The 25884-nt window shown below is 71.0% G+C and carries 27 protein-coding genes; 6 read left to right on the top strand and 21 right to left on the bottom strand.

Annotation, left to right across the window (positions count from 1 at the left end; genetic code table 11):
* Positions 1-40 precede the first annotated feature (40 nt).
* The 11 genes from CYL12_RS14060 to CYL12_RS14010 form a co-directional block, all read right to left on the bottom strand.
* The gene (locus CYL12_RS14060; protein WP_025104866.1) at positions 41-490 is read right to left on the bottom strand and encodes a hypothetical protein; all 450 of its coding nucleotides are present in this window, start codon (positions 488-490) and stop codon (positions 41-43) included.
* Positions 491-787: 297 nt separating this feature from the next.
* Positions 788-2110, bottom strand: coding sequence for a glutamate-1-semialdehyde 2,1-aminomutase (locus CYL12_RS14055; protein ID WP_101848136.1), 1323 nt, complete (start codon positions 2108-2110; stop codon positions 788-790).
* A gap of 96 nt (positions 2111-2206) precedes the next feature.
* On the bottom strand, positions 2207-3184 hold the full coding sequence (hemB, locus tag CYL12_RS14050) for a porphobilinogen synthase (RefSeq protein ID WP_101848135.1): 978 nt from the start codon (positions 3182-3184) through the stop codon (positions 2207-2209).
* Entirely contained in the window at positions 3181-3978 is a 798-nt protein-coding gene (locus CYL12_RS14045; protein ID WP_025104869.1) for a uroporphyrinogen-III synthase, read from the bottom strand. Before CYL12_RS14045 ends, hemB begins: the two co-directional genes overlap by 4 nt.
* Positions 3975-4976: a hydroxymethylbilane synthase gene (gene hemC, locus CYL12_RS14040; protein ID WP_101848134.1), complete on the bottom strand. Its 1002-nt coding sequence runs from the start codon at positions 4974-4976 to the stop codon at positions 3975-3977. The genes CYL12_RS14045 and hemC overlap by 4 nt, the downstream gene beginning before the upstream one ends.
* 5 nt (positions 4977-4981) lie before the next feature.
* Positions 4982-5659, bottom strand: coding sequence for a hydrogen peroxide-dependent heme synthase (hemQ, locus tag CYL12_RS14035; protein WP_199399135.1), 678 nt, complete (start codon positions 5657-5659; stop codon positions 4982-4984).
* Positions 5660-5737: 78 nt separating this feature from the next.
* A complete protein-coding gene (locus CYL12_RS14030) occupies positions 5738-6010 on the bottom strand; it encodes a hypothetical protein (RefSeq protein ID WP_101848132.1) in 273 nt (90 codons plus the stop codon).
* Entirely contained in the window at positions 5997-6404 is a 408-nt protein-coding gene (locus CYL12_RS14025) for a phage holin family protein (RefSeq protein ID WP_071329218.1), read from the bottom strand. Before CYL12_RS14025 ends, CYL12_RS14030 begins: the two co-directional genes overlap by 14 nt.
* A 1-nt stretch (position 6405) precedes the next feature.
* The gene (locus tag CYL12_RS14020) at positions 6406-6819 is read right to left on the bottom strand and encodes a hypothetical protein (protein ID WP_101848131.1); all 414 of its coding nucleotides are present in this window, start codon (positions 6817-6819) and stop codon (positions 6406-6408) included.
* A 167-nt stretch (positions 6820-6986) separates the two neighbouring features.
* The gene (locus tag CYL12_RS14015; RefSeq protein ID WP_101848130.1) at positions 6987-8507 is read right to left on the bottom strand and encodes a protoporphyrinogen/coproporphyrinogen oxidase; all 1521 of its coding nucleotides are present in this window, start codon (positions 8505-8507) and stop codon (positions 6987-6989) included.
* Between the two features lie 92 nt (positions 8508-8599).
* Positions 8600-8911: a metalloregulator ArsR/SmtB family transcription factor gene (locus CYL12_RS14010; protein ID WP_101848129.1), complete on the bottom strand. Its 312-nt coding sequence runs from the start codon at positions 8909-8911 to the stop codon at positions 8600-8602.
* A 66-nt stretch (positions 8912-8977) separates the two neighbouring features.
* On the opposite strand from CYL12_RS14010, the gene CYL12_RS14005 reads away from it, so the two are divergent.
* Positions 8978-9871 carry an NAD(P)H-binding protein gene (locus CYL12_RS14005; protein ID WP_101848128.1) on the top strand — a complete coding sequence of 298 codons (894 nt, stop codon included), beginning with the start codon at positions 8978-8980 and terminating at the stop codon, positions 9869-9871.
* Between the two features lie 52 nt (positions 9872-9923).
* Here CYL12_RS14005 and hemE read toward each other — a convergent pair whose 3' ends face one another.
* A complete protein-coding gene (gene hemE / locus CYL12_RS14000) occupies positions 9924-10946 on the bottom strand; it encodes a uroporphyrinogen decarboxylase (RefSeq protein WP_101848127.1) in 1023 nt (340 codons plus the stop codon).
* 72 nt (positions 10947-11018) lie between these two features.
* On the opposite strand from hemE, the gene CYL12_RS13995 reads away from it, so the two are divergent.
* From CYL12_RS13995 to CYL12_RS13985, 3 genes are read left to right on the top strand one after another with little or no spacing between them, the layout of a single operon-like run.
* Positions 11019-12335 carry a glutamyl-tRNA reductase gene (locus CYL12_RS13995; RefSeq protein WP_101848126.1) on the top strand — a complete coding sequence of 439 codons (1317 nt, stop codon included), beginning with the start codon at positions 11019-11021 and terminating at the stop codon, positions 12333-12335.
* 25 nt (positions 12336-12360) lie between these two features.
* Complete coding sequence (locus tag CYL12_RS13990; RefSeq protein ID WP_101848125.1) at positions 12361-12951, top strand: HhH-GPD-type base excision DNA repair protein; 591 nt, start codon at positions 12361-12363, stop codon at positions 12949-12951.
* Positions 12951-13376: a DUF1801 domain-containing protein gene (locus CYL12_RS13985; RefSeq protein ID WP_101848124.1), complete on the top strand. Its 426-nt coding sequence runs from the start codon at positions 12951-12953 to the stop codon at positions 13374-13376. The genes CYL12_RS13990 and CYL12_RS13985 overlap by 1 nt, the downstream gene beginning before the upstream one ends.
* Positions 13377-13464: 88 nt before the next feature.
* On the opposite strand, the gene CYL12_RS13980 is transcribed toward CYL12_RS13985, so the two are convergent.
* The 3 genes from CYL12_RS13980 to CYL12_RS13970 form a co-directional block, all read right to left on the bottom strand.
* On the bottom strand, positions 13465-15153 hold the full coding sequence (locus CYL12_RS13980; RefSeq protein WP_101848123.1) for an ABC-F family ATP-binding cassette domain-containing protein: 1689 nt from the start codon (positions 15151-15153) through the stop codon (positions 13465-13467).
* Positions 15154-15429: 276 nt separating this feature from the next.
* On the bottom strand, positions 15430-16161 hold the full coding sequence (locus CYL12_RS13975; protein ID WP_158297198.1) for a hypothetical protein: 732 nt from the start codon (positions 16159-16161) through the stop codon (positions 15430-15432).
* A gap of 1 nt (position 16162) precedes the next feature.
* Positions 16163-17548, bottom strand: coding sequence for a glycine--tRNA ligase (locus tag CYL12_RS13970; RefSeq protein WP_101848121.1), 1386 nt, complete (start codon positions 17546-17548; stop codon positions 16163-16165).
* Positions 17549-17663: 115 nt separating this feature from the next.
* Between CYL12_RS13970 and CYL12_RS13965 the strand changes: the two genes are divergently transcribed.
* Positions 17664-19133 carry a peptide MFS transporter gene (locus CYL12_RS13965; protein ID WP_101848120.1) on the top strand — a complete coding sequence of 490 codons (1470 nt, stop codon included), beginning with the start codon at positions 17664-17666 and terminating at the stop codon, positions 19131-19133.
* Between the two features lie 12 nt (positions 19134-19145).
* Here the strand turns inward: CYL12_RS13965 and CYL12_RS13960 are convergent, their stop codons facing one another.
* Positions 19146-19835 carry a GNAT family N-acetyltransferase gene (locus CYL12_RS13960; RefSeq protein ID WP_101848119.1) on the bottom strand — a complete coding sequence of 230 codons (690 nt, stop codon included), beginning with the start codon at positions 19833-19835 and terminating at the stop codon, positions 19146-19148.
* Between the two features lie 48 nt (positions 19836-19883).
* Entirely contained in the window at positions 19884-20504 is a 621-nt protein-coding gene (locus tag CYL12_RS13955; RefSeq protein WP_101848118.1) for a hypothetical protein, read from the bottom strand.
* A gap of 56 nt (positions 20505-20560) precedes the next feature.
* On the opposite strand from CYL12_RS13955, the gene CYL12_RS13950 reads away from it, so the two are divergent.
* A complete protein-coding gene (locus CYL12_RS13950) occupies positions 20561-22000 on the top strand; it encodes an MFS transporter (protein ID WP_101848117.1) in 1440 nt (479 codons plus the stop codon).
* Between the two features lie 90 nt (positions 22001-22090).
* Here the strand turns inward: CYL12_RS13950 and CYL12_RS13945 are convergent, their stop codons facing one another.
* The 4 genes from CYL12_RS13945 to CYL12_RS13935 all read right to left on the bottom strand — a co-directional run bounded on the left by CYL12_RS13945 (position 22091) and on the right by CYL12_RS13935 (position 25845).
* Positions 22091-22489 (bottom strand): hypothetical protein, encoded by a 399-nt coding sequence (locus tag CYL12_RS13945; RefSeq protein WP_101848116.1) that lies wholly within the window; start codon positions 22487-22489, stop codon positions 22091-22093.
* A 9-nt stretch (positions 22490-22498) separates the two neighbouring features.
* Positions 22499-22642 (bottom strand): hypothetical protein, encoded by a 144-nt coding sequence (locus CYL12_RS17245; protein ID WP_158297197.1) that lies wholly within the window; start codon positions 22640-22642, stop codon positions 22499-22501.
* Between the two features lie 140 nt (positions 22643-22782).
* On the bottom strand, positions 22783-23748 hold the full coding sequence (locus CYL12_RS13940) for a serine hydrolase (protein ID WP_101848115.1): 966 nt from the start codon (positions 23746-23748) through the stop codon (positions 22783-22785).
* Positions 23749-23859: 111 nt separating this feature from the next.
* Complete coding sequence (locus CYL12_RS13935; protein ID WP_101848114.1) at positions 23860-25845, bottom strand: M13 family metallopeptidase; 1986 nt, start codon at positions 25843-25845, stop codon at positions 23860-23862.
* Positions 25846-25884 lie beyond the last annotated feature (39 nt).

Genomic DNA, 25884 nt, shown 5'->3' with positions numbered 1-25884 from the left:
ACGCCCTCCCACTCCGGGAGGGCGTTCTGCGTCTGCAGCGTCAGGCCGGGCGCGGTCGGATGACGGGGCGCCGGCTGCCCTTCGAGACGGGCGTGGGCGCGGTGGCGACGATCTCTTCCACCGTGGTCGGTTCTTCGGACACCGGCAGGCGCAGAGCCTGCGTCAGCGCGAGGCCGTGCCGCGTGGTGAGGATCAGGCGGTTGTACTGCGGGTCACCCTCGAGGTCGACGACCACGCTCGGGCGACGACGGCGGATCAGCACGAAGTCCAGGCTGCCCGCGGCCTTCCAGCTCCCGGCGGCGAGAACTCCCGGGATGTGGGTACCGGGATTGGGCACGCCGCGGAGCCAGGTCCAGGCATCATCCGTGAGCTGGACCTTGGTGATCGTATCCCGCACGATGCGGACGTTCTCGCGGTGGAAGGTGGCGGCACGTTCGATGGGCGAGAGCACGACCTCGAGTTGCGTCTGGTCCAGCAACAACGTCACCATGTCCCCAGTCTGCCAGCGTCGCCCTCCCGGTTGGCTGGAAGTTGCTCACAGGAACGCAACGATCCCCTTGTCACGCGACCTCAGGCACTCACGCGACGTCAGGCACTCACGCGACGTCAGGCACTCACGCGACGTCAGGCGCCCACGCGACGTCAGGCGCCCACGTCAAAGCATGCATTCACGCCAACTCAGGCTCTGCAGCACCAGAGAGCCTGCCCTCGCGCGGGCGCCTGATGCCGCGATGCCCAACCCCGTGCCGGCACGCCTGTGCTGGCGCGGGAGCCTGTGGGGCGCGAGTCAGGGACGAGCAGTGGCGGCAGCCTGGGCGGCCTGCGGCAGGGCGGCCTCGATGCGCTGGAGCTCGTCCTCGCCGTGCGCGGCGGTGAGGAACCAGGCCTCGAAGACGCTCGGCGGCAGGGCGACGCCGTGTTCGCGCATCGCGTGGAAGAAGGCCGCGTACCGGAACGACTCCTGCGCCTGCGCCTCGGCGTAGTCCCGCGGAGCGGAGGCCCGGAACGACGCGCTGAAGAGGTTCCCGGCGGACGCCAGAGCGTGGGTGACGCCAGCCTCGCCGAGCGCGCGGTCCAGCGCCGACGACACCCGAGCGGCCGCGGCGTCGACGGTCGCGTAGACCTCGGGCGTCGCGAGTCGCAGCGTGGCCAGGCCCGCGGCCACCGACAGCGGGTTCCCGGAGAGCGTGCCCGCCTGGTAGACCGGGCCGAGCGGCGCCAGGAGGTCCATGACCTCGGCCCGACCGCCGAGCGCCGCGAGCGGCATACCGCCGCCGACGACTTTGCCGAAGGTGAGGATGTCGGGTAGGTAATCCTCGCCCGCCTCCGCCTGGAGTCCCCAGAAGCCCGCGGGGTGCACCCGGAAGCCGGTGAGGACCTCGTCGAGGATCATGAGGGCGCCGTGGGCGTGGGCGGTCTCCGCGATGAGGCGGTTGAAGCCCGGCAGCGGAGGGACGACGCCCATGTTCGCCGCCGAGGCCTCGACGATGACGGCCGCGATCCGCGGGCCGTGCTCGGCGAAGACCGCGGCGAGCGCCTCCGGGTCGTTGTAGCGGATCACGAGCGTCTGCGCGGCGATCGGCGCGGGCACGCCCGCCGACCCGGGCAGCGCGAGCGTGGCGACCCCGGAGCCGGCCTCGGCGAGCAGGCCGTCGGAGTGGCCGTGATAGTGACCGGCGAACTTCACGAGCAGATCGCGGCCGGTCGCGCCGCGGGCGAGACGGATCGCGGTCATGGTGGCCTCGGTGCCCGTCGAGACCAGACGGACACGCTCGACGGGACGGATCTCGCCGAACCGGACGCGGTCGGCGATGAGCGCGGCGAGCTCGACCTCCCCCTCGGTGGGAGCGCCGAACGAGAGCCCGCGGGTGGCGGCTTCCTGCACCGCGGCGACGACCTCGGGCTGTGCGTGGCCGAGCAGCGCGGGGCCCCACGACGCGACGAGGTCGACGTACTCGTTGCCCGCGGCATCGGTCACGGTCGCTCCCCGCGCCGAGGCGAGGAACCGCGGCGTCCCGCCGACCGACCCGTAGGCGCGCACCGGAGAGTTCACCCCGCCGGGGATCACCGCACGGGCGGCAGAGAAAAGGTCGTCATTGCGGTCGGTCATCGAGGCTCCTCCGTGATGCACGGAGCTCTCCCGGCATCCCTTCCAGGCTAACCCGCCGCCTGCCCTTCGAAGGCCGTCGGCGGACAGGAGGGAGGCTCAGCCGCGCAGCCAGCGGGCCGCTTCGGTGGCCCAGTACGTCAGCACCGCGTCGGCGCCCGCACGACGGATCGACAGCAGCGACTCGAGGACCGCGGCGCGCCGATCGATCCAGCCGTTCGCGGCGGCCGCTTCGATCATCGCGTACTCGCCCGACACCTGGTACGCCCAGACCGGGACGGTCACGGCGTCGCGCACCTCGCGGAGCACATCGAGGAAGGCCATCGCCGGCTTCACCATGACGATGTCGGCGCCCTCGTCCTCGTCCACCAACGCCTCCCGCACGCCCTCGCGGCGGTTGCCGGGGTCGAGCTGATACGTGCGGCGGTCGCCTTGGAGCTGCGAGTCCACGGCTTCGCGGAACGGGCCGTAGAACGCACTCGCGTACTTCGCGGCATACGCCAGGATCAGGGTGTTCGTGAAGCCTTCGGCGTCGAGCGCCTGACGGATCACGGCGACCTGGCCGTCCATCATCCCGGACAGCCCGAGCAGCTGCGATCCGGCACGCGCCTGGGCCAGCGCCATCGAGGCGTACCGCTCCAGCGTCGCGTCGTTGTCCACCGAGCCGTCGGCAGCGAGGACGCCGCAGTGCCCGTGATCGGTGAACTCGTCGAGGCAGAGGTCGGTCTGTACGACGAGCGCGTCGCCGACCTCGGCCGCCAGCGCTTCCGTGGCCACGTTCAGGATGCCCTGCGGATCGTCCGCGCCGGAACCTCGAGCATCGCGCACCGCGGGGACACCGAACAGCATGACGCCGCCGACCCCGGCCTCCGCGGCCTCCACGGCTGCGGCGCGTAGGGAATCGATCGAGTGCTGGGCGACGCCGGGCATGGAACCGATGGCGACCGGCTCGCTGAGGCCCTCGCGGACGAAGAGCGGGAGCACGAGCTGACGCGGCTCGAGAGAGGTCTCGCGCACGAGGTCGCGGACGGCGCGCGACTGGCGCAGTCGGCGAAGGCGGATGTCAGGGAAGCTCACGGCGCGAACTCGTCTGCGGCGTGCGGAAGGGTGAACTGCGACACGGCCTCGATCAGCGCATCGATGGTCTGCCGGTCGGCGACGACCGAGACGGGGAGACCGGCGCGCTCGGCGTCCTTGGCCGTGCGCGGGCCGATCGCTGCGAGGAGCGTCTCGTCCGGGATCTCGGGGAATTGCTCCCGCACCTGCTCGGCCACCGAACCGCTGGTGATGAGGATCGCGTTGATCCGGCCGTTCTCGACATCGCGGCGGATGCGCTCCGTCACCGGAACTCCGACCGTGCGATAGGCGACGACGCCGTGCACGTCGTGCCCCGCCTCGGACAGGAGGATGCTGAGGACGGGCTTGGCGATCTCGCTGCGCAGCGCCAGGATGCGGCGCGGCTCGTGCTCCAGGGCGATGAGCTGCTGCGCCATGCCCTGCGCCGAGTTGTCCTGCTCGGGGACCAGGGCGACCTCGTAGCCCACGGCCTGCAGCGCCGCGGCCGTCGTCTCGCCCACAGCGGCGATCTTCGTCGTCTTCGGCACGACGGCACGGTGGGCGAACAGCACGTCAACCGTGGTCGCGCTCGTGACGGTCAGCCAGTCGAACTCACCGGCCGCGAGCTGCTCCAGCGCCCGGTCAAGCGTGGCCTGATCCGTCGTCGGGGCGAAGTTGATGAGCGGGGCGACGACGGGGACGGCGCCGAGGGCCCGGAGGCTCGCGGCGACGCTGTCGCCCCAGGGGCCGCCACGCGGCACGAGGATGCGCCAGCCGTCCAGCGGTCGGTCCTGCTTGCTTTCAGAAGTGGTCATGACAATTCGGATTGCTCTTGAGGGACGAGGTCGGCCGCCCCTTGATCGAGCAGCCGACGGGCAACAGCGAGCCCGAGCTCACGCGCTGCGTGCATCGGGTCTGCACCATCGGCAGCATCCGCACCATTGCCACTGCCGTTCCGATGAATATACTCCCCGTTCAGGGCTTCCGTGACGTCCAGACCGATCCGCCGACCACCGTCCGGGGCGTAGACGACCGTCCTGACGCGGATCTCGGCGCCCTGGACGACGGCGTGCGCAGCCATGGGGGCTTGACAACCGGCGTCCAGTCCCTCCAGGATGGCTCGCTCGACCGTGATGGCGAGCCGTGTCTCCCTGTGGTCCAGCGCCGACAGGGCCGTGCGCAGCTCCTCCGGCGCGTCCGCCCGCGTCTCGACGGCCAGCGACCCCTGGCCGGGCGCGGTCGGCCATTCCGCGAGGCCGAGCTCCTCGCGATGCAGGGGCGAATCCGTGCCGAGGCGCGAGAGCCCGGCGGCAGCGAGGATCACGGCGTCCAACTCGCCGGACGCGACGCGCGCGAGGCGGGAGTCGACGTTGCCGCGGATGTCCACGACGTGGGCGCGAGGCGCACGGCGGTGGACCTGGGCGATGCGTCGCGGCGACCCGGTACCCACGGCGCTCCCCGCCGGGAGCTCGTGCAGGGGAATGCCGTGGCGGGTGAGCACGACGTCGCGGGCGTCTTCCCGCCGGGGCGTCGCGGCGATGACGAGCGACTCCGGAACCGCGGTCGGGAGGTCCTTGAGGGAGTGCACGAGGAAGTCGCACTCGCCGGCGAGGAGGGCCTCACGGAGACGGGTGGCGAAGATGCCGAGGCCGCCGATCTCGGACAGGGAGGCGCGGTTGGTATCGCCCTCGCTGGTGATCGGGACGAGTTCGACGCGACGACCGGTGACCTTCTCCAGGGCGGCGGCGACATGACCGGACTGCGCCTGCGCGAGCGCGCTGCGACGGGTGCCGAGACGGATGGGGGTGCTCATGGCGCTTACTGCAGGACGTCCGCGATCTCGTCGAAGCGCAGGCGGCGCCCGGTGTAGAAGGGCACCTCCTCCTTCACGAACATGCGGGCGTCCGTGTAGCGGAGGTCGCGCATCATGTCGACGAGGTCCGTCAGCTCGTCGGCCTCCATCGGCAGCAGCCACTCGTAGTCGCCCAGCGCGAAGGCCGCGACCGTGTTCGCGATGACGCCCGTGAACGCGGCACCCTTGCGGCCGTGGTCGGCGAGCATCGTGCGGCGCTCCCCCTCCGGCGCGAGATACCATTCCGGCGTGCGGACGAACGGGTAGAGGACGAGCCAGTCCTTCGGCTCGATGCCGCGGAGGAAACCCGGGACGTGGGCGCGGTTGAACTCCGCATCGCGGTGGACGCCCATGGCGTTCCACACCGGGAGGAGAGTGCGCAGCATCTCGGTGCGGCGCAGACGACGGAGGGCCTTCTGCAGCTCCTCCGCGGTGGCGCCGTGCAGCCACACCATGAGGTCGGCGTCGGCCTTCAGTCCGGAGACGTCGTAGAAGCCCCGGACGGTCACGCCCGAATCTTCGATGTGCGAGACGATCGACTCGAGTTCGGTCGCGTCGTTCTCGGTGACGGGAGCGTCGGGGTTGCGTCGCCAGACGGCCCAGAGGGTGTAACCGGACGGGTTCTCTTCACGCAGGTCGGACATGATCCCAGTCTGCCCCCTTTACGGAGGAGCCGCTAATCAGGGGAATACTGCCTCCACGCGAGGGCGGCGCAGGGATTGTCAGCGGGCGATCGCGCGAGCGATCGCCCACACCGCTCCGCCGACAGCGGCGGCGATACCGACCGTCGCGGCGATCGCGGCGGCGGGATTCCGGTCGGCGAACGCGCGCGCCTTGACGGCCGCTCGCGCCGATGCCTTCTCCACGCGCCGGGGGATGTTCCCCTTCACCTCGATGGCGGCGAGGGCCGCCTTCAGCTCCGCCCGCGCCGAGGTGACGGGGTCGACGATGCCCGCGGGGACCGCGGTGCGCGGCAGCGACTCAGGGGTGCTCATCGCCGGCCTCCTTCACGATTCGGATGTCCTCGGCCACGGCCTGGGCCGGGTTCTGGCGCCGGAGCACCTTGCGGAACTTCAGGATGCCGAGCAGCGCGAACAGCAGCACGGCGACGATGAGGATGCCGAACACCGCCAGCGCGGACAGCCATACCGGCCACCACGACGACAGCCCCGCGATCGCGAACACGAGGATCACGGGCACGGCCCAGAACAGGAAGAACAGCGCGACGAGGAACCAGACGGAGCCGACCCCCGCGTCCTTCGCCGTGCGCGACACCCACGCCTTGGCCGCGTCGATCTCGGCCTTGACGAGATTGGTGACGAGCTCCGGCAGGTCGCCGAGCAGCGTCAGCAGACTGTCGTCGGCGCGATCCCGATATCCGCGGGGCATGTCAGTCGTCGGACTTCCGCGGTGTGGGCTTGCTCGCAGCCGGCTTCGACGCTGCAGGCTTCTGAGCCTCGGATGCACGCTCCTTGACCTCGTCGACTGCGTCCTCTGCGGCGTCCGAGATCTCTTCCGCGGCGTCCTTGCCGGAGGCGATGACGGCGTCGAGCTTCTGCCCCGGCGTGCCGTCGCCCTTGACCGACTTGACGATCTTCACGGCACCGGTCCAGACGGCACCGGGGACGGCGGCAGCCTTGTCGCCGACGAACCCCTTGACCTTGTCGACGCGCTCCTGCACCGGGTCCGTGTTCCAGACCTTCAGCCACTGCGTCTTGATCTGCTCGTAGCGCTCGCGTCCTGCGCGGGTGCCGAGCACATAGCCGACGCCGAGTCCGACGACGAGTCCGATCTTCCCCTTCATGGGGTCTCCTCACGTTGTTCCGGCTGTGGTCCGTCCCGGAGGACGCCGATCGCCCGCGTCTCCACCGCGATCAGGTACTCAGCGTAACGCCGTATGCCGATTTCGGCATCAATCGATCAGAGGGTTGACACGGAGCCCCCGAGTGCACTCGCGCGCTCTGCCGGTGCTCAGTCCCAGAGGAGCGCGCGACGCAGACGGTCCGCTTCCTCCACGGCATCCGGGACGACCTGGGCGAGCCCCGTCCCGGCGAGCCACGCACCGACCGCGGCCAGCCCGGGGACCGCCTGCACCGCCTGACGAGCAGCCGCTCGCCGCTCACCCGAGCCGATGATGGACGCGGGCTGCGCCTGCACGAAACGTCCGCGATGGCCGGCCACGACCTGATCGGCCGTCAGCGGAACGCCGAGGAGAGCCGAGGCCTCCCGGCGGGCGAGATCGATGGCTGCCTCGTCGACCAGCGCCGCCGTGGCCGCCGGCTCGCCCTGCGCGCCGAAGGAGACGCGGACCACCTCGCGGTCGCCTGCGGCCTCACGCACCCACGACCACTTCGCGGTGGAGTGCGTGAGCGCCTTCGCCGTGTGACTGTGCGGCACCGTGAGCACGCCGGTACCCCGGGGCGGCGTGCGCAACGCGGGGGCGTCGAGCAGGAGGCTGACGATCTCGATCTCCGGGGCCGGCGCGGGATCGGCGGTGGCGAGGGCGGGGGCGGGGCCGGCGAGCAGCGCCCGCGCCGTGTGCTCGGACGTCGCGACGATCACCGCATCGACGTCGAGCTCCGTCTCCTGCATCTCTCCCTCGACGGCGTCCTGCGAGGAGAGCAGCTCCTGGCCCACGGGCTCCTCGACGACGATGCGCCAGGCGCTGCCGTCGACCGCGAGGCGGCGGACCCTGACACCGGTGCGCACGGTCGCGCCGAGTTCGTCGAGGTCGGTCGCGAGGGCGTCGACGAGCACGCTCATGCCGCCGACGAGCCCTTCGACGGCCGCGCCCGGCGTCTTCGCTCCGCGCGACGCGCTCTCACCGCGAAGGGCCAGCACGGCGCCGGACAGCGAGCCGACGCGCGTCAGTGCTGCGTTGAGACCGGGGGCGGCGACATCGATGTCCACATCGTCCGGGGACGCGGAGTAGACGCCCGTGGTGACGGGGGCGACGAGGCGGTCGCGCACCTTCTCCCCCATGCGGGAGGCGACGAGACGACCGAGGCTCAGCTGGTGCCCGATCGTGAGCGGTGGGCGGACGCGATCGAGGTAAGCCCGCCAGGCGCCGGACCACCCGATGATGCGGCGGACATCGTCCTGGAAGGGGTTGCCCGGGATACCGAGGATGCCGCCGGCGGGAAGCGGGGCCGCGCCGCCGCCGGGGAGCCCGGCGAGCCAGGCGCCGCCCGCCTGCGGCGTCACGACGCGATCGGTGAGACCGAGCTCGTCCACGAGCGCCCGCACATGACCACCCTTCGTCGCGTAGCTCTCCGCCCCGGCGTCGATGACGACGCCGTCCAGCGCGACCTTCCGGATGACGCCGCCCAGGGCCTCGGACGCTTCGAGCAGCGTCACCCGCATACCGACCTTCGCGCACTCGCGGGCCGCCACGAGTCCGCCGACGCCGCCGCCGACGACCACGACGTGCTTCTGTGCGGCACGGGCGGCCAGGTCGGCCGGTTCAGCGGGGGCGGGGCGCTCGGGGCTCATGCCTCCATCCTTTCACCGCCTCTGCGCTTCGAATCGCCCGATCGGCCGGATAATCGCCGCGGATGCCGCCAGGTGCGCGAGTCGAACGGCGGTCAGACCCGCCCGCGCTTGCGGACCTCGCGGAGGACGATCTGCTCGGGGCAGACCGTGGAGAGGAAGTCGCCGACGGAGAGGGCGAGACGTTCGCCGACGAGCGAGTAGAAGATCCGGTTGGCGTCGCGACGTTCGGAGACGAGGCCCGCCTGCCGCAGCACGCTCAGGTGGCGCGAGATGGTCGGCCCGCTCGCGGAGAACCGCGACGCGATCTCCCCGGCTGCGAGCTCCCCCTCCTTGAGGTCCTGCAGGATCTGCCGCCGGGTGGGATGGGCGAGCGCCGCGAAGATGTCGGATGCGCTGTCGGCCATGCTTGCAATATAGCACCTTCGCTAGATACAGTTTCGCCAGATAGCTAATTAGCGAAGGAGAACACCATGAAGGTCGCCATCACCGGAGGCAGTGGATTCGTCGGCCGCGCCCTCGCCGATCGCCTGGAGGAGCCCGTGGTGATCTCCCGCCGCTCCGGCACGGACATCACGGACGTCGATGCGCTGACCGCGGCCTTCACCGGATGCGACGCCGTGGCTCACTGCGCCGGGATCAACCGGGAGATCGGCGACCAGACCTTCCGCCGCGTGCACGTCGAGGGCACGGCCGCCGTCGTCGAAGCCGCCCGCCGCGCCGGGGTCCGACGCCTCGTGATGGTGAGCTTCCTCCGCGCCCGTCCCGACTGCGGCTCCGGCTACCACGAGTCGAAGTGGGAGGCCGAGGAGATCGTCCGCGGCTCCGGGCTGCCGCACACGATCCTGAAGTCCGGGATGATCTACGGCCCCGGCGATCACATGGTCGACCATGTGACCCGTGCCGTCCGCACGCTCCCCTTCTTCTGGACGGTCGGCTACCGCGAACGCACCGCCCGCCCGGTCCCGGTCGAGGATGCCGCGGACGTGCTGGTGGCCGCGCTCGAGGGGCGGATCCCGGAGCCGACGGTCGCGGTGATGGGCGCGGACGAGGTGACGCTCGGAGAGGCCATCCGCCGGATCGCCCGCGTCGCCGGACGCCGGCCCGCGTTCCTCCCCGTGCCGACCTGGGTCGTGCGGGTTCTCGCGCAGCTCACCGAGTGGACCATGGTGATCCCCCTGGTCGCGAAGGCGCAGGCGCGGATGCTCGCCGAGGGTGTCAGCGAGCCGGCCCCGTGGGCACCGGAGCCGCCGGAGGACATCCGCCCCTCGCGACCGTTCGACGACGACAGCATCCGCGCGGCACTGCCCGCCGGGCGGTTCGGCTTGTCGGACCTGCGGCTGGCGCGGGCGCTTCGAATCGCCTGAAATGGCTGCATCCGGGCCGCAGATGCCGCAAAGCAGGCGATTCGAACGGGGGTCAGCCCGCGTGCACCAGCTCGACGATGCGCGTGAGCTGGTCGGGGTCGGTCTCGGGGGGCACGCCGTGGCCGAGGTTGAGGATGTGGCCGCGGGCCGCGCGGCCCCGCTCGAGCACGTCGCGGACGTGAGCCTCGAGCACCGGCCACGGCGCTCCGAGGAAAGCGGGGTCGATATTGCCCTGGACCGAGACGTCCGGGCCGAGGATCGCGGCGGCCTCGTCCAGCGGCAGCCGCCAGTCGACCCCCACGCCGTCCGCGATGCCGTCCAGTCGCATGTCGCCGAGGAAGGGGCCGGTGCCGACGCCGAAGTGGATCGTCGGCACGCCGATGCCGTCCAGAGCGGTCCGTGAGTGCGGGGCCACGAAGGTGCGGTAGTCGGCGGGGCTGAGGGAGCCCGCCCAGCTGTCGAAGAGCTGCACGACGGAGGCACCCGCATCGCGCTGCGTCTCCAGGAAACGGCGAGAGATCTGCGCCAGCCAGCCGGCGAGACGGTGCCAGGCCTCGGGTTCCGCGTGCATCATGCCGCGCGCCCGCAGGTGCTCCTTGGACGGTCCGCCCTCGACGAGATACGCCGCGAGCGTGAAGGGGGCTCCCGCGAAGCCGATGACCGGGGTGTCGCCCAGCTCGGCGGCGACGATGCCGACCGCCTCCGCGATGGCGCTGCCGTCCAGGCTCTCCGCATCGATCGCCGTGATGCGGTCGACATCGGCCAGCGTCCGCACGGGGTTCGCGAAGACCGGGCCGCGGCCGGGCTCGATCTCCACGTCCACGCCGGCGAGACGCAGCGGGATCACGATGTCGCTGAAGAACACCGCCGCGTCGACGCCGTGTCGCCGCACCGGCTGCAGGGTGATCTCGGCGGCGAGGTCGGGGGTGAGGCAGGCGTCGAGCATACGTGTGCCGACCCGCAGCTCCCGGTACTCGGGCAGGGACCGGCCCGCCTGGCGCATGAACCAGACCGGGGCGGTGGCGGGGCGGTCGCCGGTGAGGGCGCGCAGCAGCGGGGCGTCGGAGAGTGCCATGCCCCCATCCTCCCATCCGGCGCCTAGGGAGCCGCCGAGTCCCGGCTCCACACGCTCGGGTACAATCGAAGGGTGCTGCTGTGTGTGACGGCGAGTCACAAGACCGCCTCCTTCGAACTGCTCGAACGCCTGAGCCGCACCCCCGACGACGTCGCTCCCACCATCGTGGGCATGGCGCCGTGCGTGCAGGGTGCCGTGGTCCTGGCGACGTGCAACCGCTTCGAGGCGTACGTGGAGATGGACGAGCCCGTGACCGCGGCCGGCGCCATCGGCGTCGAAGCCGTGATCGAGGCTGTCGAGTCCGCAACCGGAATACCGGCCGCCGACCTCGACGGTGCCTACACCGTGCATTCTGGGCGCCGCGTCGCCGAGCACCTCTTCTCCGTCGCCTCGGGCCTCGAGTCCGTCGTCTCCGGTGAGGGCGAGATCGCGGGCCAGGTCCGACGGGCGCTGAAGTCCGCTCGCAAGGACGGCACCACCTCCCCCGAACTCGAGCGTCTGTTCCAGCGCGCGAGCCAGGCGCAGCGCAAGGTCAAGAACGTCACGGCCCTCGGTCGCGCCGGTCGCTCGCTCGTGCGTCTCGCACTGGAGCTCGCCGACAGCCGCATCGCCGACTGGTCCGCCGAGCGCGTGCTCCTGGTGGGCACCGGCGCCTACGCCGCCGTCACCCTCGCGACCCTTCGTGAGCGCGGCGCCGTCGACATCTCCGTCTACTCACCCTCGGGCCGCGCGGAGATCTTCGCGGCCAAGCACGACATCCGTCCGGTTCCGGCCGAGGAGTACGCGCGCACCGCGGCGCACTCGTCGCTGCTGATCACCTGCACATCCGCGACCGAACCCGTGCTCGGACCGGAGCACCTGCAGCTCCCGGTCGGCCTCGCCGCCGCGGGATGCCCTGTCACCGCGACCAGCGGTGCGTCCGGTGTCCCGAGCCGGCTGGTGGTCGACCTCGGCATGCCGCGGAACGTCGACCCGGCCGTGGCCGCGCTGGAGGGCGTCGCGTTGCTCGACCTGGAGACCATCCGCCTGCACGCCCCGCTGGAGGAGCTGCAGGCGACGGACGCCGCACGGAGCGTCGTCCGCGAAGCCGCGGAGACCTTCCATGTCGTCGGCGCCCGCCAGAGCGTGACCCCCGCGGTCGTCGCCTTCCGGTCGCACATCTTCGAGTTGCTGGAGCGCGAGATCGACCGGGCGCGCGCCCGTGGCGATGAGGACGGCAAGGTCGAACAGGCGCTCCGGCACCTCTCCGGCGTGCTGCTGCACACACCCACCGTGCGGGCTCATGAGCTCGCGGCCGCCGGGCGCGCGGACGAGTTCGCCGCCGCACTGTCGACGCTGTACGGGATCACCCCCGCCGCGGACGCCGTCGAGGACGCCGCCACCGCCTGATCCCGCGGGGTGGGAGACTGGGGGCATGGCCCTTCACATCACCGGAGACACCGCCGCCGACGCCCTGCTGACCGAGAACCCGCTGGCGTTGCTGGTCGGCATGCTGCTGGATCAGCAGATCCCCATGGAGACCGCGTTCACCGGTCCGCTCAAGATCGAGCAGCGGACGGGCGCCGCCGACGCGGCGGCGATCGCGGGGATGGCACCGGAGGAGTTCCTGGAGGCCTTCCGGCAGACGCCCGCCGTTCATCGATTCCCCGGCTCCATGGCGACGCGCGTGCAGACGCTGTGCCAGGCGATCGTCGACGAGTGGGACGGCGATGCCGCCGCCCTGTGGACGCGCCCTTCGACAGGCTCAGGGGCCCAGCCGAGCGGAGCCGAAGTGCTCGAGAGGCTCAAGGCGCTTCCCGGCTTCGGCGAGCAGAAGGCGAAGATCTTCCTCGCGCTCCTCGGCAAGCAGTATGGCTTCACCGGCGAGGGCTGGCGGGAGGCCTCCGCGCCCTACGGCGAGGACGGTTCCTACCGCAGCGTCGCCGACATCGTCTCGCCCGAGTCGCTGACGAAGGTGCGCGAGTACAAGAAGGCGATGAAGGCCGCCGCGAAGGCGGCGAAGTAGTGCAGCCGACCGGGGACGACGTCGCGGGGCTGATCGCCCGCTCGTCTCCGGCCGTGCGCCGTCGGGATGCCGAGACGCTGACCGCCCTCCTGCAGGACATCACCGGACGCGAGCCGCAGACGTGGGGTTCGATCATCGGATTCGGTTCCTGCCACTACCGCTACCCCACCGGGACGGAGGGCGACAGCGGCATCCTGAGCTTCGCACCGCGGAAGTCCGCGACCACGATCTACCTCCTCGATGGCGTGGACGCCCACGCGGATGCTCTCGCTGCCCTCGGGCCGCACACGACCGGTGTGGGCTGCCTCTACCTCAAAGACCTCGACCAGGTCGATCTCGACGTGCTGCGCGGGATCCTGGAGCGTTCGCTCGCCTGGGTCGAGTCCGGTGGCGGCGCGGGGATGCAGCTGACGGTCACGTCGTAACTCCGCCCTTCCCCGAGACCCCGGGTCCCCGCCGAAACCCCGGCGTGCGGACGTGCGGAGCCCGGGGTCTCGGCGGGAAGGCGGGGTCTCAGGTGGTGGCCACGCCCTCCTCGACCTGCACGCGCCGTGCGTACGCGGCGTGACGTCTCCACCGCCGGTCGTGCGTCACCGTGACGACGGCGGCGGGGTGCGCGACGAGGGCGTCCTCGAGCTGCTCCACGAGCTCGGGATCGAGGTGGTTGGTCGGCTCGTCGAGCAGCAGGAGGTCGAATCGCGACGTCAGCGCCACCGCGAGATCCAGACGACGATGCTGCCCGGCCGAGATGGCCCGTACGTCGCGGTCCACCTCCGGCCCGCGGAAGAGTCCATGGGCCAGGAGAGCGTCTCGCGCCTCCACCGGCGGCGTGCCGGTCCGGGCCGCGAAGACGTCGACGGCCGCGCCCCGCAGGCCTGTGTCGACCTCCTGACGAAGGTACGCGATCCGCAGCCCGTCCCCACGGACGACCGTCCCGGACGCGGGGAGGAGCTCGCCGACGAGGAGGCCGAGGAGCGTCGTCTTCCCGGCGCCGTTCGGCCCGGTCACGAGCCACCGCGAACCGGCCTCGATCGTCCACTGCGACATGTCGAGCCGTCGTCCCGGTTCACGGAAGGAGACGGCATCGAGCGTCAGGAGCGGCTCTTCGGAGCAGTCAAGAGACCCCGGATCCTGTGCCGCGACCACGAACCGCAGCGGCTCCGGCGGCGGCGGGCACGGGTTGTCCCGGAGCCGCGCCAGCCTCTCCTTGGCCATGCGGATGCGTCCGACGGCACCGTGGTCGCGACTCCGCGCCCGGAAGGCGCCATGACCGAAGCCGTCGAGCTCGAGCTTCCGCGGGATCGCGTGCAGCCGGAACGCGTTGGCGGCGAGCAGGGACTCGGCGCGGGCGACCTCGGTCTTCCACTCCTCGTGGCGCGCGGTCGCCGCACGTCTCTCGGCCGCGCGCGCCCGCAGGAACCCGGGGTAGCCGTCGCCGTAGCGTCGGAGCCCGCCGCCTTCCACCTGCACGACGTCCGTGGCGAAACGGTCCAGGAAGTCACGGTCGTGCGTCACGACCACCAGCGCGCCCCGGTGCGCCGCGAGAAGGTCCTCGAGCCAGGTCAGCGCCCGGTCGTCGAGGTCGTTCGTGGGCTCGTCGAGGAGCAGCAGCTCGGCTCCGGCGGAGAGGGCGACCGCGAGGGCGAGCCGCGCCCGCTCTCCTCCCGACAGCGCGGCCACCGGTCGCGCGCGGTCCACCCCGCCCAGCCCGAGCTGTTCGAGGGCGGTGTCGATGCGACGGTCGACGTCGTATCCGCCGCGGGACTCGAAGCGGTCCTGCAGCCGGGCCACTGCGGCCATCTGCTGCGCGGGCTCGGCAGGACCCGCGACGGCGAGAAGGTCGTACGCACGGCCGAGGTCGTGCTCCAGCGCGCGGAGGTCGCCGAGTAGCTCGTCGATGGCGTCGGCCACCGTCGCTCCCTCCGCGAGAATCGGATTCTGCCGGGCATGCGCGACCCCGCCGGGAAGATCGATCCGCACCTCCCCGGACGTGGGCACGAGGGTTCCGGCGAGCAGATCGAGGAGCGTCGACTTCCCGGCGCCGTTGTCGCCGATGACGGCGAGGCGGTCGGTGGGGCCGACGACGAGGTCGACGCGGTCCAGAACGAGATGGTCGGCGAACCGGACGGACGCGGCCTGCAGCGTGCACTCGCGATGAGTGCGGACCGAAGAGTCGGAAGGGGTCGAGAGTACAGGGAACATGAGGGGTCCTCTCCAGCGGCGCAGGCGCACCGCCGGGATCTGCGTCGATGACGCGGGGAACGGGAACCTCGACCGCACCCGGGATCGGGCGTTCGCTCAGGACCCGCCGCGGAGAAGAGCTCTCGACGCGGCGTCCCGCTCTAGCGAATCAGAGTACCCACGAGCTGTGACCATAGCAGGGCCACTCCGCGCGCACCAGACCCCGCTCTCCCGGCGAGACCCCGACGTACCCCCGCACGCGCCCCGGGGTCTCGACGGAAACCCGGGGTCTCGGCGTCAAGAAGGGGAAGAAGAACGGCGGAGGCGGGAGTGGGCGGCGGGGACGGCGAAGAGGAGGACGATCGCGAGGACGATGCCGCGGACGATCCAGAGGCCGGGCTCCCAGATCACCTCGTAGTTCCCGGGGAGGCCGAGGAACGCGGCGATGATCGATCCCCACGACGCGCGGCCGCTGCTGTCCGTGTCGATCGAGAGTCCGCCCACGATGCTCAGCACGCCGAGGCTCAGCAGCACGATCGGCATGATGAGGGCGCCGGGCTGCGCCTCCCCGCGCGCGATCAGGCGGATCACCGCCACGAGCGATACGAGCGGGAACACGAAGAAGAACCAGACGAGGGCGCCGAGCAGCAGCCCCACGACGATGAAGACCGGCACCCAGAGGAGCATCCAGGGGCCTTCGTCGGCGACGAAGTAGTCCGGGTCGCGGAGGATCGCGACGACGAAGCCCGCCAGGGTCCCCAGCGGGAGCACAGCGAGCACCCACCAGAACACGGCCTTCGGCACGCGTTTCCCGTCCCCCAGCCGCGTCATCACGATCTGGATGATGACCGCCGCCGCGAGCGCCGGGATGCCGAACATCGCGATGATCGGCCCGGCGCCGTCGTTGTCGCGCAGGTCGAGCACCGTGAGGATCATCCACGACACGGCGAGCGCGCCGAGCACGATGGCCGCGACCGGACGCACGGGCGAGGACTCCCCCCGTGCGTCGGCTCCCCCCGGCGCCGCCACGTCAGGCGCCGCGGAGGCGCTCCGCCAGGTAGGCGTGCAGCTCGTCGATCGGGACGCGCTCCTGGGCCATCGTGTCCCGGTCGCGTACGGTCACGGCGCGGTCGTCGAGCGAGTCGAAGTCGACCGTGACGCAGAACGGCGTGCCGATCTCGTCCTGACGGCGGTAGCGACGGCCGATCGCGCCGGCGTCGTCGAAGTCCACGGCCCACGAGCCGCGCAGCGTGTCGGCGACCTCGCGGGCGAGCGGCGAAAGATTCTCGTTGCGCGACAGCGGGAGCACGGCGGCTTTGACCGGAGCCAGGCGCGGGTCGAGCTTGAGCACGGTGCGCGTGTCGGTGCCGCCCTTGGCGTTGGGCACCTGCTCCTCGACGTACGCGTCGACGAGGAAGGCCATCATGGCGCGGGTGAGGCCGAACGACGGCTCGATCACATACGGCGTGTAGCGCTCGCCCGTGGCCTGGTCGAAGTAGGTCAGGCTCTGGCCGGAGGCCTCGCTGTGGCTGGAGAGGTCGTAGTCGGTGCGATTGGCGACGCCCATGAGCTCGCCCCACTCCTTGCCCGCGAAGCCGAAGCGGTACTCGACGTCGATGGTGCCGGCCGAGTAGTGCGCGCGGTCCTCCTCCGGCACGTCGAACTGCCGCATGTTCTCCGGGTCGATGCCGAGATCGATGAACCAGTTCCAGCAGGCCTCGACCCAGTGGTCGAACCACTGCGGCGCCTCGGCGGGCGGCGTGAAGAACTCGATCTCCATCTGCTCGAACTCACGGGTGCGGAAGATGAAGTTGCCGGGGGTGATCTCGTTGCGGAACGCCTTGCCGACCTGGCCGATGCCGAACGGCGGCTTCTTGCGGCTCGCGGTGAGCACGTTCGAGAAGTTCACGAAGATGCCCTGCGCGGTCTCCGGGCGCAGGTAGTGCAGACCCGAATCGTCGTCCACGACCCCGAGATACGTCTTGACGAGCCCCGAGAACGACTTGGGCTCGGTGTACTGGCCCTTGGTGCCGCAGTTCGGGCAGGGGATGTCGGCGAGACCGTTCTCGGCCTTGCGCCCCTTGCGCGCCTCGAAGTCCTCGATGAGGTTGTCGGCGCGGAAGCGCTTGTGGCACTGCAGGCACTCGACGAGCGGGTCGGTGAAAGTCGCGACGTGACCCGAGGCCTCCCACACGCGCTTGGGCAGGATGATGCTGGAGTCGAGGCCGACCATGTCGCCGCGGCCGCGCACGAACGTCTGCCACCACTGCCGCCGAATGTTCTCCTTCAGCTCGGTGCCGAGGGGTCCGTAGTCCCAGGCCGACCGGGAACCGCCGTAGATCTCACCCGCCTGGAACACGAAACCGCGGTGGCGGGCGAGGGCGATGACCTTGTCGAGGCGGGACTGTTCGGCCACGGTGGCTCCAATGGTCGGATGCGGAGGACGCCCGTGAGCACGGGCACCCCCATTCTATCGGTGGTCGCAGCGCGCCCCCTGGCCGGGAGGACCGCTGGAGAGTACCGTCCCACGCATGAGCACCACCGCGCAGCCGCCCGCCTCCCGCGACGAGGACACCCGCTTCTTCGGACAGCCGTGGTCGCTCGTGCACATCTTCGGCGTGGAGATGTGGGAGCGCTTCAGCTTCTACGGCATGCAGGGCATCCTGCTCATCTATCTGTACTTCTCGGTGACCCAGGGCGGGCTCGGCATCCCGGAGGCGGTGGCGGGCGGGATCGTCGGCGCGTACGGCGGCTCGGTCTATCTGTCCACCATCCTCGGTGCCTGGATCGCCGACCGCCTGTTCGGCGCGGAACGGGTCCTCTTCGTCAGCGCCATGGTGATCGTCGCGGGGCACCTCGCGCTCGCCCTCCTCCCCGGTGCGGTGGGCGTCGGCGTCGGCCTCGTCCTCGTGGCGCTCGGGTCGGGCGGCCTCAAGGCGAACGCCACCTCGGTGGTGGGCAGCCTCTACCGCGCCGACGATCCCCGACGCGACGCCGGCTTCTCGCTCTTCTACCTGGGCATCAACCTGGGCGCGTTCCTCGGCCCGCTGCTCACCGGCCTGCTGCAGTCGACACTCGGCTTCCACTGGGGCTTCGGGCTCGCGGCGCTCGGCATGACGCTGGGCCTCATCCAGTACGCGTTCGGCCGCAAGGCCCTCCCCGCCACGGCACGCGAGGTGCCGAATCCGCTTCCTCGGGCCCGCTACGCTCTGGTCGGTCTCCTCGCGGGTGCCGCGATCGTGCTCATCGCCGTGCTGGTGCTCACCGGCGTCATCCGCGCCGACAACCTGGCGGCGCTGGTGATCGGGGTCACGGTGGTCGCCACGGTCGTCTACTTCTCGGTGATCCTCAGCAGCCGCCGGATCGACAGCACCGAGCGATCCCGTGTCTGGGGCTTCGTCCCGCTCTTCATCACCAGCGTCGCTTTCTGGTCGCTCTACCAGCAGCAGTTCACCGTCCTGACGATCTACTCCGACCAGCGCCTGGATCGCAGCCTCTTCGGCTGGGAGATGCCGGTGTCCTGGGTGCAGTCCATCAACCCGGTCTTCATCATCATCCTCTCCGGCGTCTTCGCGGCGATCTGGACCCGCCTCGGGACGCGTCAGCCTTCCACGCCGGTGAAGTTCGCCCTGGCGGCGATCATCATGGGATCCGCGTTCCTGCTCTTCCTGCCCTTCGCCGGCGGCGGGGCGAACTCCACGCCGCTGCTCGCGATCGTCGGCATCCTCTTCGTGTTCACCGTCGCGGAGCTGCTGATCTCGCCGGTGGGTCTGTCAGCGGCGACCAAGCTGGCGCCGTCCGTCTTCCGGACCCAGATGGTCGCCCTGTTCTTCCTCTCGATCGCGCTCGGGACCGCGATCTCCGGAGAGCTGGTGCGGTTCTACGACCCGGAGAACGAGGTGCCGTTCTTCTCGATCCTCGGCGGCATCGCGATCGTCGTCGGCATCGGGCTGCTGTTGAGCGTGAAGCCGGTGCTGCGGCTCATGCGCGGGGTACGGTGACCGTGCGGGCGCTCACGCCGTGAAGAGGTAACCCCGACCGGTCTCGAAGCCCGCGATCGTGAGACCGCTGCCGAGCAGACCCTCCATCTGTGCGCGCAGCCGCAGCCGCCACTCGTGCGCGGCCGCCGGGTCGGACTCCCGCATGCCTTCGATGTCGTCCGGGATCTCCAGCGTCTCCACGACGGCGTCCTCCGCCGGGGGCTTGGCGATGTCCGCGAGCGCCCACTCGACGTCGAGGCGGTCGCTCTCGTCGCCCGCATCGCCGCCACCGAAGATGCCGTAGCGGTTGATCGAGTAGCCCGTGGCGCGCGCCCCGAGCACGGTCAGGAAGAAGTGCGCGTTGCGGGCGACCAGCGGGTCGAAGGTCCACGTGATGCGGCCGACGTCGCGGGAGAAGGCCCACTGCCGCTGGTGTTCCTTGAGCTCACGGCCCCATCCGCGCCCCCGGTACTCGGGCAGCAGCGCGGTGATGTGCGAGTGCATGGCGCGGCGGGCCGGTTCGCCGAAGAAGGCGATCGACGCGCCGACCATGCGCTCCTCGTCGCCCTCGCCGTCGAAGAAGCCGACGACGTAGTTGCCCGACTGCTGCAGGGCGCGCAGGGTCCCGGCGTCCACCACGCGCTGCGGACCCCGGATGGAGTCGAGCAGGCTCTGGGCGTCGAGGATGAGTTCAACGGTGTCGAGATCGCGGATGGTTCGCACGATCCCAGTCTGCCCCTCCTCCGCCTGTTCGCGGAAACCGACTCCGGGTCACCGGTGCGGGAAGGCCTCGCCTCCGCCCGCGGCGAGCGCCTGCGCGACGATGCGGAGGTGGTCCTCTGCCATCTCCGCCGGAAGCGGCGGCAGGACGCCGTCCCAGAAGGCGAGCACCGCGCCGCGGCCCTGCATCATCCCGGCCGGACGACCCAGCGCCCACATGTGCATGTGCGCGGAGCCGTCGTTCCAGCGGCCGAAGTGACAGCGGGCGACGCCGGGGATGCTCTTGACCGCCTCCGATACGCGCTGCATCAGCGGCCCGAGAGCGGCGAGCACGTCCTGCGGGGCGTTCTCGAGGAGCCAGTGCTCGCGCGGCGCGACGCCGCCGATGAACGGCAGGCCGCCGACATCCCACCCGGCACGCACCTGCCAGAGGTCGTCCTGCCAGATCGTGTGCACGCTGGGACCGCAGTGGCCGCACTCCTCCGGGTCCTGCTCGCCGGCTCGGGGCTTCTCCGGCACGAGCATCGGCTCGAGCGGCCGCATCGTGACGCTCTCGAACGCCCACGGCAGGCCCTGCGCGAGCGCCGAGGCGTCGAGCACCTCGCCGATCGGGAGCCGGCGGTGGTACGCGGAGTCGGCGGGGTGCTGCGCGGGCGCGGTGTGCTCGGTCATCCGGCCATGCAACCACATCGGCCCCTCGCCTCCGGGAACGCCGATAGCCTGAACCGGTGGGTGCGAACGACGACAGAGCCAGGAAACGCCTCTCCCGTACCCCTCCGCGGTGGGCGATCATCGCGGTGCTGGCGTTCGCGGGCCTGTGCTCGTCGTTCATGTTCACGCTCGTCGTGCCGCTGCAGGCCGAGCTGCCGCAGCTGCTGAACTCCTCGCGCGAGGACACCACCTGGGTGGTCACGATCACCCTGCTCGTGGCCGCCGTCGCGACCCCGATCTCCGGCCGCCTCGGCGACATGTACGGCAAGCGCCGGGTCGTCATCGCGCTGCTCGCGATTCTCATCGTGGGCTCGGTCATCGCCGCGCTCTCCGGGTCGATCGTCGGCGTCATCATCGGCCGTGCCCTCCAGGGGGCCGTGACCGGCGTCGTCCCGCTCGGCATCGCGATCATGCGCGACGTGCTGCCTCCCGAGCGCCTCGGCACCGCGGTCGCCCTCATGAGCGCCACCATGGGCGTCGGCGGGGCGATCGGCATGCCCGTCGCCGCGCTCCTCGCCGAGAACGCCGACTGGCACATGCTGTTCTGGCTCGCGGCCGCCCTCGGGGTCCTCGGGCTGCTCCTCGTGCTCGCCGTGGTGCCGGAGGACGTGCTCCGCTCCCCCGGACGCCTCGACGTGCTCGGCGCCATCGGACTCGCGATCGGTCTCACGGGTCTGCTGCTGTTCGTGTCCCGCGGCGCCGAGTGGGGGTGGACGGCACCGCTCACCCTCGTGTGCGTGATCGGCGGCGTCGCGGTGCTGTTGCTGTGGGGCTGGTATCAGCTCCGTACCGACGACCCGCTGCTCGACCTGCGGGTCGCGGCCCGGCCCGCGGTCCTCTTCACGAACATCGCCGCCATCGGCATGGGCTTCGCCCTGTTCGCCTCGAACGTCACGTTCCCGCAGATGCTGGAGATGCCGGCGGTGGGCGGTGCCGGCTTCGGGCTCGACATGGTGGCCGCTTCGCTCGTCATCATGCCGGCGGGGCTGGTCATGATGGTGATCTCGCCCCTGTCCGGATGGCTGGAGCGCACCGTGGGGCCGCGTCCGCTCTTCACCGTCGGCGCCATCGCGATCGTGCTCGCCTACGTCTTCGTGCTGCTGTGGTCGACCGAGGTGTGGCACATCTTCGTCGCCAACATCTTCATCGGCGTCGGCATCGGGTTCACCTTCGCCGCGATGCCCATGATCATCATGCGCTCCGTGCCGGCGAACGAGACCGGCGCCTCGAACGGGCTGAACGCGCTGTTCCGCTCCGTGGGCACCTCGACGGCCTCGGCCGTGATGGGCGGAGTGCTCGCGGCGATGAGCGTCGACGTCGGCGGCGTGGCGGTGCCGACGAGGGCCGCGTTCGAGGTGTGCTTCTGGCTCGCGATCGCCGCCGGCATCGTGGCCGTGGTGCTCTCGCTGTTCATCCCGCGACGCCGTTCCACGGAGCAGCACCCTTCGCTGCGCTGACCCGTTCGGCGATCGTGGATTCGCACCGAGGTCGCAAGGATTCCCGCAGAACGTGCGACCTACGGCGGATCTGCGACCTACGGCGGAGGGTCAGCGGGAGATCGTGCGCGGATCCGGGTCGTCGGCACGCGGTGGCCGCAGCCGGGCGGGAAGCGGCCACGGCAGGGTGAACTGTGCGGTCGCGGGACGGGTCATGTCCCCGAAGTCGTCGACCTTCACGACGATGCGCCCCGGCGTGCCCTCTTCGTCCGGCGTCACTTCGAGGATGCGCACCCGCAGCGGGCGGTCGTCCTCTCCCTCGAGCATCCACGGATCGGCGAGCCAGGCGATGCCGTGGTCCTCCAGCGCGGCCTCCGCGTCGAGCCACTCGCCCGGGCCGGAGACTCTCCGCCCGAGGACATCGACGGCGATCCAGTCCTCGCCCTCCGGATGGATCCAGCCGAGCAGCTCGCCGTCGTCGCGGCGGTGCGGGGTCCAGGCATGAGGCATGCCCCGATGCTAGCCCGTGCGTCGCGCGATCAGGCGCTCGCGCGACATCAGGCGAGCGCTCGACAGCAGGCGACCGCTCGACAGCAGGCGAACGCGCGACAGCAGGCTCTCGCGCGACATCAGGCCGGGTGCGACCCCGACGCCTGATGCCACGCGGATGCCTGCGTTCGCGCGTAGGATCCCGGGGACGTGGAGACAGGAGCACACGCGAGGTCAGGCGACCGCGGGAGGTCAGGCTCATTGCCGCCCTGGAAGCCTGATGCGGCGCGGATGCCTGCGCGGGTCAGGCGGGGTCAGTGCGTGTACTCCATGAGCTCGACTCCGAGCACGCGGAAGGCGTCGTGGGCGCGGAGGCGGTGGCTGATCGACAGGTCGTCGAAACACACGATCAGGGAGTAGGCGACACCGGCCCGCGGTCCGGCGAGCACCCCGGCCTCGGCGCGGACCCCACGGTCGCGGCCGGTCTTGTTCACGAACAGCAGGCCGTGGGCATCGTGCTCGTGCGCGAAGGGGTCGAGACCCGTCGAGGCGGCCACGAGACTGAGGTCCTGGTTGAGGCTGAGCCACTCCGACACCTGAGCGCTGACGGCGGCATCCACCACCTGGGAGTTCACGAGCGCGGAGAACAGACCCGCCAGCTCGCGCGCCGACCCCACCGCGACCTGCGGCGCGTCGTCCGGACCGCGGCGATCGCGGAACCGATCGAGCAGGGCGGTGCGTCGCAGCCCCAGTCCCTCGATGCGCTCACGCACCCGATCGTGCCCGACCTTCTCCAGCAGGATGTTCACGGCGATCGGGTCACCGGCCGTCGCGGCGAGCACGGCGAGGTCCTCCAGCGGCAGCGCCGGGGCCCGCAGGTGCCGCCACAGGCCGGAGCTCTCCACGGCCTCGACGCTCGACCGCTCGACGATCTCCAGCGGATCGAGGGCGCCGGACTCGAACGCCGCCGCCACCTCGATCAGCAGCGGGACGACACCGAGACCCGCCACGGGGAGCGTGACGTGGTCGTCCCCCGCCAGTACGTGCACATGGGAGTCGAGGTCGACCACGTGAACGGACACCTGCGCACCCGCGTTCGCCAGGCCCTCGAGAGCCTTCAGCGTCGACGTGAACGACCGCCGTCCGACAGCCACGCGGCGGGGCAGCCGCCGGGCTCCCGGCCGCTGCGAACGACGACCGCTGGACGACTCAGGCGCGCTCCCGGACGCTCCGGGAGCCGAGGGGTTCCGGAACGCGTCACCAGGGTCGGTCGCACCCACGCGTGGTCCTTCAGGAGGGGGAGGGATACTGCACTTCCGGGAAGGGAGCCCCGGCGGCAGGGATATCGTAACCCCACCGCCGGGACGCGCCTCACAGAGTCCGGAGGTTCGTCACCAGATGGTCACCCGGGACGACTCCGGCAGCCATAGGGCATCCTTCTCGGTGACGCCGAAGGCCTCGTAGAACGCGTCGATGTTGCGGACGATCTGGTTGCACCGGAACTCGTTGGGCGAGTGCGGATCGATCGTCAGCAGGCGCAAGGTCTCGGCCTCCCGGCTCTTCTGCTGCCAGACCTGCGCCCATGAGAGGAGCAGCCGCTGCACGCCGGTGTAGCCGTCGATGACCGGGGCCTCGACCGGCTCGGGAACCGACGGGTCCGTGCGCAGCGACAACTCGTACGCCTTCAGCGCGATGCCGAGGCCACCCAGATCGCCGATGTTCTCACCGATGGTGAGCGCGCCGTTCACATGGTGCTCGCTGTCGAGACCCTCCGGCACGAGAGCGTCGTACTGCGCGATGAGCTCTTTCGTGCGCTCTTCGAAGGCGGCACGGTCGGCGTCGGTCCACCAGTCCTGCAGGCGCCCGTCGCCGTCGTACCGGCTGCCCTGGTCGTCGAAGCCGTGACCGATCTCGTGACCGATGACCGCGCCGATCCCGCCGTAGTTCGCCGCCGCGTCGCGCCCGGCGTCGAAGAAGGGGTACTGCAGGATGGCCGCAGGGAACACGATCTCGTTCATCGAGGGGTTGTAGTAGGCGTTCACCATCTGCGGCGGCATGTGCCACTCGGTGCGGTCGATCGGCTTCCCGACCTTGTCGATGTTGCGGTCGTGCTCGAAGATGGCCGCGCGGCGCACGTTGCCGAGGAGGTCGCTCCGGTCGATCACGAGCGCCGAATAGTCCCGCCACACCTCGGGGTGCCCGATCTTCGGCGTGAACGCGTCGAGCTTCGCCAGCGCCCGCTGCCGGGTCTCGGCGGTCATCCATTCCAGAGTCTCGATGCTCTGCCGGTAGGCCTCGACGAGATTGGCGACGAGCTCGTCCATGGCCGCCTTCGCGGTCGGCGGGTAGTGCCGCTCGACGTAGACCTTGCCGATCGCTTCGCCGAGCGCCCCCTCGGTGACCGAGACACCGCGCTTCCAGCGTTCCCGGATCGTGGGGACACCGGTGAGCTGCGTGCCGTAGAACGAGAAGTTCTCCTGCACGAGGTCGTCGGTCAGGTACGGCGCCGCCGCGTGCACGACCTTCGCACGGAGCCACGCCTTCCAGTCCTCCAGCCGCTCCGGAGTCAGCAGAGCGCCCAGCCCCTCGAAAAAGCTCGGCTGCGCGACGACGACCTCGTCGAACGCCTGCGCGTTGGTCGGCGTCACGGCCTCGCGCCACGGGGTGAGGTCGACGCCGGCGAGGGCCTGGAGCTCGTCCCAGGTCTTGAGGTTGTAGGTGGCCACCGCGTCGCGGCTGCGCACGTTGTCCCAGTGGTGCCCGGCGAGCGCGGTCTCCAGCGCGATGGAGCGCTCGGCCTGTGCCGCAGCATCGGGGACGCCGGCGAGAGTGAGCAGGCGCTCGAGGTGCTCGCGGTAGACCGCGCGGGTCTCCGCGAACGTGTCGAGGCGGAAGTAGCTCTCGTCCGGCAGCGAGAGTCCGGCCTGCACGAGCACCGGAAGGTAGCGCTCCGGATTCCCGGGATCGCCGTCGACATAAAGACCGATCACCGCCGCCCGGCCCTCCCGGTCGTAGGCGCCCACCGTGCGCAGGAAGGTGGGGATGCCGTCGATCGCGTCGATCTCGGCGAAGGTGTCGGCCAGCGGGGTCACGCCCGCGGCGGCGATGCGCTCGGTGTCCATGAAGCTCGCGAAGAGATCGCCGATCTTACGGGCGATGGTCCCCTCCTCCGCCTCCTGCGACTCCTCGACGATCGCGCGGACATCCTTCTCGGCCTGCTCGGCCAGCAGGTGGAAGGAGCCCCAGCGGGCCTTGTCGCCGGGGATCTCGGTGCGGGCGATCCAGGCGCCGTTCACGTGACGATACAGATCGTCCTGCGGGCGGATGTCGGGGCTGAGGTCGTCGAGCGCGAGGCCCGCGGGAAGCACATCGGTCATGCGCTCCAGCCTATGGCCGGGGTCCCCCGCGGTGTCCAA

It is taken from the genome of Zhihengliuella sp. ISTPL4, assembly GCF_002848265.1.
In the GTDB taxonomy this organism is placed as follows: domain Bacteria; phylum Actinomycetota; class Actinomycetes; order Actinomycetales; family Microbacteriaceae; genus Microbacterium.
Note: the sequence above shows the minus strand (reverse complement) of the source record. Positions and strands in the feature narration are given on the sequence as shown.

Bases quoted from the DNA above. Each gene is read 5' to 3' on its own strand.
- CYL12_RS14015 (WP_101848130.1), bottom strand. From the start codon at position 8,507: ATGAGCCCCGAGCGCCCCGCCCCCGCTGAACCGGCCGACCTGGCCGCC.
- hemC (WP_101848134.1), bottom strand. From the start codon at position 4,976: ATGAGCACCCCCATCCGTCTCGGCACCCGTCGCAGCGCGCTCGCGCAG.
- CYL12_RS14045 (WP_025104869.1), bottom strand. From the start codon at position 3,978: ATGACCACTTCTGAAAGCAAGCAGGACCGACCGCTGGACGGCTGGCGC.
- CYL12_RS14025 (WP_071329218.1), bottom strand. From the start codon at position 6,404: ATGCCCCGCGGATATCGGGATCGCGCCGACGACAGTCTGCTGACGCTG.
- CYL12_RS13935 (WP_101848114.1), bottom strand. From the start codon at position 25,845: ATGACCGATGTGCTTCCCGCGGGCCTCGCGCTCGACGACCTCAGCCCC.
- hemE (WP_101848127.1), bottom strand. From the start codon at position 10,946: ATGGCACTCTCCGACGCCCCGCTGCTGCGCGCCCTCACCGGCGACCGC.
- CYL12_RS14055 (WP_101848136.1), bottom strand. From the start codon at position 2,110: ATGACCGACCGCAATGACGACCTTTTCTCTGCCGCCCGTGCGGTGATC.
- hemQ (WP_199399135.1), bottom strand. From the start codon at position 5,659: ATGTCCGACCTGCGTGAAGAGAACCCGTCCGGTTACACCCTCTGGGCC.
- CYL12_RS13980 (WP_101848123.1), bottom strand. From the start codon at position 15,153: ATGTTCCCTGTACTCTCGACCCCTTCCGACTCTTCGGTCCGCACTCAT.
- CYL12_RS14020 (WP_101848131.1), bottom strand. From the start codon at position 6,819: ATGAAGGGGAAGATCGGACTCGTCGTCGGACTCGGCGTCGGCTATGTG.
- CYL12_RS13955 (WP_101848118.1), bottom strand. From the start codon at position 20,504: ATGACCGAGCACACCGCGCCCGCGCAGCACCCCGCCGACTCCGCGTAC.
- CYL12_RS14060 (WP_025104866.1), bottom strand. From the start codon at position 490: ATGGTGACGTTGTTGCTGGACCAGACGCAACTCGAGGTCGTGCTCTCG.
- CYL12_RS14030 (WP_101848132.1), bottom strand. From the start codon at position 6,010: ATGAGCACCCCTGAGTCGCTGCCGCGCACCGCGGTCCCCGCGGGCATC.
- CYL12_RS14010 (WP_101848129.1), bottom strand. From the start codon at position 8,911: ATGGCCGACAGCGCATCCGACATCTTCGCGGCGCTCGCCCATCCCACC.
- CYL12_RS13945 (WP_101848116.1), bottom strand. From the start codon at position 22,489: ATGCCTCATGCCTGGACCCCGCACCGCCGCGACGACGGCGAGCTGCTC.
- CYL12_RS14005 (WP_101848128.1), top strand. From the start codon at position 8,978: ATGAAGGTCGCCATCACCGGAGGCAGTGGATTCGTCGGCCGCGCCCTC.
- CYL12_RS13990 (WP_101848125.1), top strand. From the start codon at position 12,361: ATGGCCCTTCACATCACCGGAGACACCGCCGCCGACGCCCTGCTGACC.
- CYL12_RS13965 (WP_101848120.1), top strand. From the start codon at position 17,664: ATGAGCACCACCGCGCAGCCGCCCGCCTCCCGCGACGAGGACACCCGC.